At 64.3% G+C, this 11056-nt stretch carries 10 protein-coding genes; 8 read left to right on the top strand and 2 right to left on the bottom strand.

Annotation, left to right across the window (positions count from 1 at the left end; all coding sequences use genetic code 11):
• Window positions 1–57: 57 nt before the first annotated feature.
• Complete coding sequence (parE, locus tag AB7F41_RS02215; RefSeq protein ID WP_428382724.1) at window positions 58–2073, bottom strand: DNA topoisomerase IV subunit B; 2016 nt, start codon at window positions 2071–2073, stop codon at window positions 58–60.
• Window positions 2074–2264: 191 nt separating this feature from the next.
• Between parE and AB7F41_RS02220 the strand changes: the two genes are divergently transcribed.
• The 6 genes from AB7F41_RS02220 to AB7F41_RS02245 all read left to right on the top strand — a co-directional run bounded on the left by AB7F41_RS02220 (window position 2265) and on the right by AB7F41_RS02245 (window position 7757).
• The gene (locus AB7F41_RS02220) at window positions 2265–3812 is read left to right on the top strand and encodes a hypothetical protein (RefSeq protein WP_428382726.1); all 1548 of its coding nucleotides are present in this window, start codon (window positions 2265–2267) and stop codon (window positions 3810–3812) included.
• The gene (locus AB7F41_RS02225; protein ID WP_428382728.1) at window positions 3809–4303 is read left to right on the top strand and encodes a DUF6790 family protein; all 495 of its coding nucleotides are present in this window, start codon (window positions 3809–3811) and stop codon (window positions 4301–4303) included. The genes AB7F41_RS02220 and AB7F41_RS02225 overlap by 4 nt, the downstream gene beginning before the upstream one ends.
• A 50-nt stretch (window positions 4304–4353) precedes the next feature.
• Window positions 4354–5091 carry an MBL fold metallo-hydrolase gene (locus AB7F41_RS02230; RefSeq protein ID WP_428382730.1) on the top strand — a complete coding sequence of 246 codons (738 nt, stop codon included), beginning with the start codon at window positions 4354–4356 and terminating at the stop codon, window positions 5089–5091.
• 230 nt (window positions 5092–5321) lie between these two features.
• Window positions 5322–6296: an ABC transporter substrate-binding protein gene (locus tag AB7F41_RS02235; RefSeq protein ID WP_428382731.1), complete on the top strand. Its 975-nt coding sequence runs from the start codon at window positions 5322–5324 to the stop codon at window positions 6294–6296.
• On the top strand, window positions 6293–7048 hold the full coding sequence (locus AB7F41_RS02240) for an ABC transporter permease (RefSeq protein ID WP_428382733.1): 756 nt from the start codon (window positions 6293–6295) through the stop codon (window positions 7046–7048). The genes AB7F41_RS02235 and AB7F41_RS02240 overlap by 4 nt, the downstream gene beginning before the upstream one ends.
• Window positions 6990–7757: an ABC transporter ATP-binding protein gene (locus tag AB7F41_RS02245; RefSeq protein WP_428382735.1), complete on the top strand. Its 768-nt coding sequence runs from the start codon at window positions 6990–6992 to the stop codon at window positions 7755–7757. Before AB7F41_RS02240 ends, AB7F41_RS02245 begins: the two co-directional genes overlap by 59 nt.
• A 25-nt stretch (window positions 7758–7782) precedes the next feature.
• Here the strand turns inward: AB7F41_RS02245 and AB7F41_RS02250 are convergent, their stop codons facing one another.
• The gene (locus AB7F41_RS02250; RefSeq protein WP_428382737.1) at window positions 7783–8460 is read right to left on the bottom strand and encodes an SDR family oxidoreductase; all 678 of its coding nucleotides are present in this window, start codon (window positions 8458–8460) and stop codon (window positions 7783–7785) included.
• A 130-nt stretch (window positions 8461–8590) separates the two neighbouring features.
• On the opposite strand from AB7F41_RS02250, the gene AB7F41_RS02255 reads away from it, so the two are divergent.
• Both AB7F41_RS02255 and AB7F41_RS02260 read left to right on the top strand, forming a co-directional pair.
• Complete coding sequence (locus AB7F41_RS02255; protein WP_428382739.1) at window positions 8591–9748, top strand: YjgN family protein; 1158 nt, start codon at window positions 8591–8593, stop codon at window positions 9746–9748.
• A gap of 5 nt (window positions 9749–9753) precedes the next feature.
• Window positions 9754–10824 carry a M48 family metallopeptidase gene (locus AB7F41_RS02260; RefSeq protein WP_428382741.1) on the top strand — a complete coding sequence of 357 codons (1071 nt, stop codon included), beginning with the start codon at window positions 9754–9756 and terminating at the stop codon, window positions 10822–10824.
• Window positions 10825–11056 lie beyond the last annotated feature (232 nt).

Raw genomic sequence — 11056 nt, forward strand, 5'->3', positions numbered from 1 at the left:
CCTATCGTTTGTCGGAAGGCCGCCACCATACTCCGAGACGCGCTCCAGCGCGAGGGGCTAGATATCGACCAGTTCCGTCGCGAAGGCGGCGCGTTCCTGGATAAAGGCGAACCGGGCTTCCGGCCGGTTGCCCATCAGCCGCTCGACGCAATCCGCCGTCTCCTCGCGATCTTCCGCCTCAACCACGACTTTGAGGAGCGTGCGCTTGGCCGGGTCCATCGTCGTTTCCTTGAGCTGGGCGGCGCTCATCTCGCCGAGCCCCTTGAAGCGGCTGGCCTCGATTTTCCCCTTCCCTGTCAGCTCCTTGCTGATCAATTCCTCGCGGTGCTCATTGTCGCGCGCATAGACGGTCTTCGCGCCCTGCGTCAGCTTGTAAAGCGGCGGCTGCGCGAGATAGAGGTGGCCGTTCTCGATGAGCCGCGGCATCTGCCGATAGAAGAAGGTGATGAGCAGCGACGCGATATGCGCGCCGTCGACATCGGCGTCGGTCATCACGATCACTTTCTCGTAACGCAGATCCTCGTCGCGGTAATGCGCGCCCAATCCGCAGCCGAGCGCCTGCGTCAGATCGGCGAGCTGCTGATTGGCGAGGAGCTTGTCCTTCGTCGCCGAAGCGACGTTGAGGATCTTACCGCGCAACGGCAAAATGGCCTGCGTCGCGCGATTGCGCGCCTCCTTCGCCGAGCCGCCGGCGGAGTCGCCTTCGACGATGAACAGCTCCGACCCCTGCGCCGAATTATTGGTGCAATCGACGAGCTTGCCAGGCAGCCGCAGCTTGCGGGTCGCCGTCTTGCGGGCGATGTCCTTTTCGGCGCGGCGACGCTGGCGCTCCTCGGCGCGCTCGACGGCGAAATCCAGGAGCTTGTTGGCCTGCGACGGCGCGCCGGCCAGCCAATGGTCGAAGGCGTCGCGCACCGCGCCCTCGACGATGCGCGCCGCCTCGACGCTCATCAGTCGGCTCTTGTTCTGGCCCTGAAACTCCGGCTCGCGCATGAAGACGGAGATCATCGCGGCCGACTGGCCCATGAGATCGTCGGCGGCGATGTCCTTGGCGCGCTTCGCCTGCCCGACGCGTTCGGCGTGATCCTTCAGCGCCTTCAAGAGCGCGGCGCGAAATCCCGCCTCATGCGTGCCGCCGTCCGGCGTCGGAATCGTATTGCAGTAGGAGTGGACGAACCCATCGTCCTCGGCGAGCCAGGAGACCGCCCATTCGAGCGAACCATGGCCGCCGTCGCGCGTGATCTTGCCGACGAAGGGCTGATCGGTGACGAACTCCTTGCCGTGAATCTCGCGCGCCAGATAATCCTTCAGCCCGCCCGGAAACCGCAGCACCGCCTCATGCGGCGTGTCGGCGCCGGGCTCGATCAACGCCGGATCGCAGCGCCAGCGGATTTCGACGCCGCCGAACAGATAGGCTTTGGAGCGCGACATCCGGAACAGCCGCGCCGGTTTCCAATGCGCGTTGGCGCCGAAAATCTGCGCATCTGGCTTGAAGCGCACCTTGGTGCCGCGTCGGTTGGCGATGCGCCCGAGCGGTTTGAGCTTGCCGAGCGGCTCGCCGCGCGAAAACTCCTGGCGGTAGAGTTCGCCGCCGGTCGCGACCTCGACGTCGAGCTTCTCCGACAGGGCGTTGACCACGGAAACGCCGACGCCATGCAGGCCGCCGGAGGTCTGATAGGCGCCGCTGTCGAATTTGCCGCCGGCGTGAAGCGTCGTCATCACCACTTCCAACGCCGATTTCTTTGGGAATTTCGGATGCGGATCGACCGGAATGCCGCGGCCGTTGTCGATCACGGTCAGCCAGCCGTCAGGCTCCAACGTCACCTCGATGAAGGTGGCGTGCCCCGCCACAGCCTCGTCCATGGCGTTGTCCAGCACCTCGGCGAAGAGGTGATGCATCGCTGCTTCGTCGGTGCCGCCGATATACATGCCCGGACGCCGGCGGACGGGCTCGAGACCCTCCAGCACTTCGATCGAGGCGGCCGAATATTCGGCCGGCGCGCGCTTTGCGGACGGTTTCGCTGCAGGCGCCTTGCGCGGCGCGCCGCTGAACAGATCGGGTTTCGAAGCCATGGACGATATTAGCGCGATTCGGGACTGGGCGGGTCGGTCGGGCGCCGCCCCCTTCACATGGCCGACACAGGCGCTTCCCAAAAAGGCGGACGCCGCTTTGGCTTGTCGCACACGCGACGCTGGGGCAAGCTCGGGCCCGGCTAAATACGCACGTAAGGATTTTCGCTCAACCGAAAAATTTGGAGCAATCCATGGCGCAAGAGAAAGATTTGGCGGCGTACGAGGTCGTCCCGCCCGCGAGCGAGGGCTTCACGCCCGCGTTCTTCGTCGAAAGCACGGCCCCCGACAACATCGACGACAAGCAAAGCGCGCCGCAGACTCCCGACAATTGCCGCCCTTCGGACATCGACAAGATCGTCGAGGCGTTGACCAAACAGGAGAAGCCTAAACTCCTGATCACCGTGCATGGCTTCAATACGCCGCGCAAGAAGGTTCTCGACACATTCAAGGAATCGTTCATCGCCTTGAACGCAGACGACGCTCTCAAAAACCAGGGACTCGTCTGCGTCGGATACCGCTGGCCGTCGGAAGCGATGGGAACCCCCTGGCGGAGCGGATTGAGCGCCGCGCCCTGGTTTCTCGTCGGCATTCTCTTCGTGTCGCTCGCCGCCGTCTATCTGGTGAATTTCTATTTCGAGATCTGCGACTGGCCGAAATTCGCGGGCGTCATCGCAACGGCCGTGACCGCCACGATGGCCGTGATTCCCCTCACCCTATTCGGCCTGCGGCTCATCGTCTATTTTCGCGACGGCTTTCGCGCGGCGAATTACGGCGTGCCGGACCTCGTCAATCTGATCCGCGACATCGACGACAGGCTGCCCGAACGGCCGACCGACAATCCCGACGATCTTGCCGGACGGGTCGATCTTTCCTTCATCGGCCACAGCATGGGGGGATTCGTCGTCACGAACGCGGTGCGCATTCTGTCGGACGTCTTTTCGCCCCTGGCGATCGCCGCCATGCGAGACGTGGAGGCTGTGGGAAGCGAAGAAGAGCGCCGCCAGCGTGAGCTCAGATCGAAGATCGGCAAGAATTTTCTCTTGCGCCGCCTCGTGCTGGTTTCCCCCGACATTCCAGCGGAGGTGCTGTTGTCCGGACGCGGCAACGTGCTCCAATCATCCCTGAAGCGCTTTCAGGACGCCCATCTGTTCTCCAATGAAGGCGACGAAGTCCTGCGCAACATTTCGACGACGGCGAATTTCTTTTCGCTGCCAACGATGAGCCGCAGGTTCGGCTATCGTCTCGGCAATGTCGGCGCGCTCACGGAGTGGGGACTGTCCGAAGATCTGACGCTCGGCAATCTGCGCGTCGGCGCCCATACGCTCGAGACGCTCTATGCGGAGCTTGACGCCGCGCAGTCGGAAGAATCCTTTGCCCAACGGCTGACCTATTTCGATTGCACCGACGCCATCGACGCCGAAGGACATGGCGTGGTGACGAACGCCGCGCGCAACGCGCCGCCGAACTTGACCTGGCTTGGACATCTGCGCCTGCTCTGGGCGTATGTCAGAGGCGAGGTCGACGTTCACTCCGGCTATTTCCTGAAGCCGAGCCTCGTGCGCGAGCTGATCTATCGCTTCGCCGCCATCGGCTATGGCGACTCCGAAAGACTTTACGGCGGCTTGGCGAACCTGAGCGAACTGTGCAAGAGCCGCCAGATCAAGGCGTTGAAGCCGGGCCGAGACAGCGTCGCCGCCGCGCGCACGGCGGACGCGGCGAAAGCGGCCGCGTCGCCATGATCGGCCTGATCATCGCGCTCTTGAGCGTGCTGCTGCCGCTGGCGCATCTGGCGCTGAGCAAAGTCCCCAGGACTCGCGCGCGCGTCGTCCGCCTGCTGCTGCTGTACGCGCTCGTTCTCGATGTCGGAGTCATCGGCCTGCCGCTCGGCTTTGTCCCGCATGTCTTCTTCCCCGATGAGACGGCGCGCAGCATCGGCTGGGCGCCGGGAAGCCCGTTCCAATTCGAGGTCGGGATTCACGACGGCGCCTGGGGCGCGCTCGGCTTTCTCTGCATCTGGATCCGCGGATCGTTCTGGCTCGCCACGGGGCTTGGATGGTCATTGTTCATGCTCGGCGCGACCTATGGCCACGTCCTGCAGACGCTTCGCGCGGGCGATTATGCGCCATATAATTTTTTGACGATTTTCTCCGACGGCTTTATCGCCGTCTGGCTGCTCCTGCTTCTCTTTCTCTGGCGTCGCTGCGACGCCAAGGCGGATGAATTGAGCTAGGAGTCGCGCGAAGCTGAGATACGGCGATCGAACTGAGCCTGAGGTTGAAAATGGAAACGAAGGTCGACGACATCGCCGAGCGCATCTATCGATTTTCGACTTTCGTGCCGGAGATCGCTGCGCCCGCAGGGTTCACCTTCAATCAGTTCCTCATCGACGCGGACGAGCCGCTGCTCTTTCATTGCGGACCGCGTTCGCTGTTTCCGCTCGTCTCCAGGGCCGTGGGCGCGATCATGCCGATCGAACGGCTGCGCTGGATTTCCTTCGGCCATGTCGAAGCCGATGAATGCGGCGCGATGAATCTGTGGCTCGCCGCAGCGCCGCAGGCACAGGTGGTTCATGGCCAAACCGCCTGCATGGTGTCGCTCAACGATCTCACCGACCGGCCGCCGCGCGCGCTCGCCGACGGCGAGACCATGGATCTCGGCGGAAAGCGCGTGCGCTACATCGACACGCCGCATGTGCCGCATGCGTGGGAGTCGGGGCTGATCTACGAGGAGACGACGCGCACGCTCTTTTGCGGCGATCTTTTCACGCAAATCGGTCAGGGACCGGCCGTCGCGCGGGAGAGCGTCCTCGAAGCGGCGATTGCCGCGGAGAACGCCTTTCAGGCCACGTCGCTGACGCCGGCGACCGGCCCGACCATTCGCATGCTCGCCGCGCTGGAGCCACGCCGCCTCGCCATGATGCATGGTTCGAGTTTCGACGGCGACTGCGCCGACCTGCTTTTGCAGCTCGCCGACTATTATGACGCGGCGCTTGCGGCGAAGAGCGTCGCTTCACAATAGTTCGCGAGCTGGGCCGTTCTCTAGTGCCGTAGCCGTCATGGCCGGGCCTGTCCCGGCCATCCACGCATCGACATTGCATGCGTCTCGCCGCCATTGCGTCGCGTTACGGCTGCGCCGCACCTTTACGATCGACGTCCCAAAAATCGGGGACAATGCTCCGCGCAATCCGGCGCGCATCGACGCCATATCGATCCTGCGGTAAGACATTCCGGCAACATCCAAGGGAAAAAATGCAACGCTTCTTCGTCGCTGTCGCCGCCTGCCTCCTCCTCTCCATCGCGCCAGCGCACGCCGGCGACAGGCTGCGCATCGCGTTGCAGAAGACCGGCACGCTCGGCTGGGAGCTTGCGGTCGTCAAGGCGTTCGCCCTCGACAAGGCGGCGAAGCTCGACATCGAAGCGATCGAACTTGCCTCGACCGACGCCGGCAAGATCGCCATTCAGGGCGGCGGCGCCGACATCATTCTCTCCGATTGGCTCTGGGTCGCGCGCCAACGCGCGCAAGGCCAGAAGCTGACCTTCTCGCCGCATTCGACGGCGATCGGCGCGGTGATGACCAAGAACCCTGCGATCAGGAGCGTCAGGGACCTCGCCGGCAAGACGATCGGCGTCGCGGGCGGGCCGCTGGACAAGAGCTGGCTGATGCTCAAGGCCTATGCGCTGAAAGACGGCGTCGATCTCGACAAAACGGCCACCGTTCTTTACGGCGCGCCGCCGCTCATCGCCGAAAAGGCGCGCCAGGGCGAAATCGACGCCGCGCTCGAATTCTGGAATTTCGCCGCCGATCTCGAAGCGCAAGGCTTCACGCGCGCCGTCGAACTCGCCGATGTCGAACGGGCGCTCGGCGCCGAGGGCGACGTCGTCGTCACCGGCTATGTCTTCGACGAGGGCTTTGCGGCCAAGAACGGCGACGCGCTCGCGCGCTTCTTCGCCATGAGCCGGAAGGCGAAAGAACTGATCGCCACGTCGGACGAAGCCTGGGCCGCCGCCGCGCAGCGCCTCAGCGGCAAGGACGCGAAGACGCTCGCGACCTATCGCAAGCGCTATGTCGCCGGCGCGCCGAAACGACCGATCGCTCAGGAAGAGGCCGACGCGCGCAGGCTCTACGACACGCTCGCCGCGCTTGGCGGCGAGAAGCTCGTGGGCTCCAGCACAACGCTCGATCCCGGAACCTTCTACAAGGGCGCCGAGGACAAGCCGAATTGATCCGGTTCGTTTCGCTTGCGGCTCTGCTCCTGCTTTGGCGGATCGCCGCCGCGCTCTCCGATCCGCGCCGACTTCCCGGACCTGAGGCTGTCTTCGAGAAAATCTATGAAGAGGCGGCCTCCGGCGCGCTGTTTTCCAATCTCGCGATCACGCTCGCGCGCGTCGTCGCCGCCTTTGCGCTCGCGATGAGCCTCGGAACGGCGATCGGCTATGTCATGGGCCGCAACAAGCTCGTGGACAGGCTGCTCGATCCATGGCTTGTCGTGCTGCTCAATCTGCCGGCGCTCGTCGTCATCGTGCTCGCCTATATCTGGGCGGGCCTCACCGAAGTCGCCGCGGTCGGCGCCGTCGCGCTCAACAAGCTGCCGAACGCCATTGTCGTGGTGCGCGAGGGCGCGCGCGCGCTCGATCCGCATCTTGAGGACATGGCGCATGTCTTCCGCTTTTCCCCCGCCGCGCGCTTCAGGCACCTCGTCTTGCCGCAGCTCGCGCCCTATCTTGCGGCGGCGACGCGCTCCGGCCTGTCGCTTGTGTGGAAGATCGTTCTCGTCGTCGAACTGCTGGGGCGCTCGAACGGCGTCGGCTTCGAGATCAATCTGGCCTTCCAGCTCTTCGACATGAAGCTTCTGCTCGCCTATGCGCTCCCCTTCGTCGCGCTGATGCTCGGCGTTGAAACCCTTCTGGTGCAGCCACTTGAACAACACGTCTCCCGCTGGCGGCGCGGCGTCTCTCGACGTCGCGATCGCGGCTAAGGATTATCATTCCGCCAGCGGACGGCCGCTCCGCACCTTGGAAGGTCTGCGGTTGACGCTGCCTGCCGGAAAGGCTGGCGCGGTCGTCGGGCCCTCCGGCTGCGGCAAGACGACTCTGCTGCGGCTGATCGCCGGCCTCGACGAGGATTTCGCGGGAACGATCGTCCTGCCCGAACACGGAAGGCTCGGCATGGTCTTCCAGGAGCCGCGGCTGCTGCCCTGGCGCAACGTGATCGACAATATCCGCATCGCCGCGCCGCACGCCCATGACGAAGAGATCGGCGCGCTCCTCGACGACCTCGGACTCGCCGAGCACGCGACGCATTTCCCGCGAGAACTTTCGCTCGGCCTCGCCCGGCGCGTGGCGTTGGCGCGCGCCCTCGCCGTCAAGCCGGATCTCCTGCTGCTGGACGAGCCGCTTGTCTCGCTCGACGTCGCCCTCGCACGGGATTTGCGCGAGATGATCGCGCGGCTCATCGACGCGCGTCGCATCACGACGCTGATCGTGACGCATGATCTCGGCGAAGCCATTGCGCTGGGCGACCGGCTGTTCCTGTTGTCGGCGCGTCCCGCCCATGTCGTCGCGACGCTCGATGTGCCGACGCCGCGACGCGCGCTGGAGCAAAGAACGGCGGAAGCGCTCGAGGCGCAGGCGCGAGACGCGCTGTCCGCTGCGCACGCCGGCGCCCAGACTGCGCAGAAGAACTAGTCGCCGCCTATTCGTCGCGCGCGCTTCACCAGGGAATGTCTTCGCCGCGGTAGTCCAGATAGCGGCCCGTATCGGCAAGCGTGAGCGACTCGGCGACCGCGATCACGCCCGCCACGCTGTCGCGCACATCAAGCGGCGCATTCGGACCGCCCATGTCGGTGCGCACCCGGCCGGGAGACATCGCAACGACGACGACGCCCTCCGACTTGAGGTCAGCCGCGAGACATTGCGCGATCTTGTTCAGCCCGGCTTTCGAAGCGCGGTAGGCGACATTGAATGCGCCATCGAGCGACATCGAGCCCAGTCTGCTCGACATCATGACAATGCGCGGATGGGCGCTGCGCTTCGCCAGCGGCAGGAAGGTCTGAACGACGCGCAACGGACCGAGCGTATTGATCGAGAGAAGATCGAGCGCGCCATGGAAATCCATGTCGAGAGAAGATTGCCGCTGCGGGCCGTAAGCGCCGGCGTTGGCGATCAGCACGTCGATTGGATCAGAGATGTGCGCGGCGGCCGCGCTCAGCGCGGCGTGGTCCCGAACGTCGAAATTCAGGATCGTCGCGCGAGGCGCCGCGGCCAGCAGCGCCGCCTCCCCATCCGCGCCGCGCACGCTCGCGGTCACGCGTTCCCCCCGATCCGAAAGCTGCCTCGCGGTTTCCAGTCCGATGCCGCGACTCGCGCCGACGATAAGCCAATGCGACATGTCGCCTTCCCGCGCGCGCTGTCTTTCGGATTCCTTGCCGGTCTTCAATATAGCGTCAGCGCGTCTGCGCACAGACTTGCCCGACGCGATGCGGCAGTGCAGTATTTCATTCTTTCAAGGGGGCCTTTCCATGAACGATATGACCATTCAGGCGGCGCAAACCGCGCCGGAGCCGCGCGATATTGTTTTCACCGGCCGCGACGACGCGTTTCGCGACATTCTGTTCAAAGGCGCGCCTCTGGAAATCGTCACCTTCGGCTTCTACCGCTTCTGGCTCGCGACCAGAATCCGCCAGCATCTGTGGTCGCATACGGTTCTTGACGGCGACGCCTTCGCCTATCTCGGCACGGCGCGCGAATTGCTCATCGGCTTCCTGTTCGCCATCGCGATTCTGGCGCCGATCTATCTCGCCTCCTTCCTGCTCGGCGTCGAAGCCGAACGCGAAATATCGTTCGCCTCATCGCTCATCGGCGTGGCCTTTGTGGCGTTCTGGCAGTTCGCGATCTATCGGGCGCGGCGCTACCGCCTGCATCGCACAGCCTGGCGCGGGCTGCGCTTCAACATGGACGGCTCGGGCGTTTCCTACGCGCTGAACGCGATGGGCTGGGGCGTCCTCATGATCGTCACGCTCGGATTGGCGCTGCCATGGATGCAGGCGGCGCTGGAGCGTTACAAGATGCAACACACATATTACGGCGATCTTCGCGGCGATTTCGTCGCGACCGGCGACGAACTCTTTAAGCAGGGGTGGCTGCTTTGGGTTGGCGCCGCACTCACGGCGACCACTTTTTTCGCGGCTCCAGTCGTCGATCAAGTAACAAGGGAAGCAGGCTGGCTCCTGTTGATCCTGCCGACTTTTGCCGCCGCCATATTCGTATACGCGCGGTTTAAGGCCGTGCAGTGGAAATGGTGGGTCGAGGGCGTGCGCATCGGCGACGTGCGCGCAACGTCGACATTGGAGCGTAACGCGCTGACTGGCAATTATTGGACATTCGTCGGGCTTCTCTTTTCTTCGGGAGTAGCCGCGCTGACCGTCGGGCTCTCTATTGGCCTTATGCCCAAGATTGTCGGAATCATTTTTGGCGTGCTGATCTATCTTGCGCTGATCATGCAGTATTCGATCCTGTGGCGAACCTATTTCGTCCAGAGGGTGTGGCGGATCGTCGTCAATTCGCTGACGATTCATGATCTCCACAGCGCTCAGGAGGTCGTAATGCGGGTCGATGCGTCGTCGCCGACGGCGCTCGGCGAAGGCTTCGCCGACAGTCTCGACGTCGTGGGATTTTGATCGAGGTGGCCGAGACGTTCGAGGCGATCTATTTCGACGGCTTGGTCAACAAGAAGCGCCGCGTGACGCTCATCTTCGGAGACGCGCTGGAGATCTGCGAGGACGGCGGGCTTCTTTCCACCTGGGCCTACGCCGACGTGCGGCGCATCCAGGCGCCGGCGGAGGCGATGCGGCTGCAGGCGATCGGCGCGGCCGAACTGGCCTATCTCGACATCCGTGACGGCGAAGCTCAGCGCGAAGTCGAACGCCGCTGCCCGACGCTTGCGAGCGACGCGGCGCTGCGCGTCGACGGCTCGGCGCTCAAAATCGTCGCCTGGTCGCTCGCCGCAACCGTTTCGATCGTCGGGCTGATCTGGTTCGGCATGCCTTTCGCCGCCGACCGGCTCGCGCCGCTCGTGCCGGTCGCGTGGGAGAAGCGTCTCGGCGAGGCGGCCGAACGGCAGATGCGGCAGATATTCGACGGCAAGAGCTGCGCCTCGCCTATGGGCGACGCCGCGCTGGCGAAGCTTTCTCAACGCCTGCAGCAGGCGTCGGACCTTCGGCTTCCGGCGACCATCGAGGCGATCTCCTCAAAGACGCCAAACGCCTTCGCGCTGCCGGGAGGCAAGGTCTTTCTTCTGTCCGGCCTGCTGGAGAAGGCGCAGTCGCAGGATGAAGTCCTGGGCGTTCTGGCGCATGAGTTCGGCCATCTGCAGCACCGTGATCATCTGCGGCGGGTCATCGCCGATGGCGGGATCGCCTATCTCTTCGGATTGCTCTTTGGCGACGTGACGGGCGGCGGCGCCATCGTCTTCGTCGGCAGGAGTCTGCTCAACGCCGCCAATTCGCGGGAAGCCGAGGCGCAGGCCGACGCCTTCGCCGCGCATGCGCTCGCCCGCCTCGGCCGGCCCGCGAAGCCGCTCGGCGAGTTGCTGCTGCGCGTGACGGGCAAGGAAGCGGACGGCTTCCTCACCATTCTTCACGATCATCCTATGAGCGAAGACAGACTCGCTGCGCTTTCGGCGGCGGACAAGGCCACGGCGGATCCCGTCCTGACCGAGGCGGAATGGCGCGCGCTGCAGAAGATCTGCGACTAGAGCCGGTTCCGAAAAAGTTGACAGACTTTTTCGATGAGAACCTGCTCCAACGTCTTTATTTTGAGCGATTCCTTATCGATCACAGGATTCCATGTGACCGGGAAACGCTTGTCTTATGACTTTCCGCGCCGCTTCGGTGAGAAGGAACCGCTGGGAGAGGGTTGCCGCCCTCTCGTCAGCGGCGAGGGACGGATCGGGAAACCGCGGACCGTTTGACGGGTCGAGCTAGAGT

Origin of the sequence: Methylocystis sp., assembly GCF_050251305.1 — a bacterium.
GTDB lineage: Bacteria > Pseudomonadota > Alphaproteobacteria > Rhizobiales > Beijerinckiaceae > Methylocystis.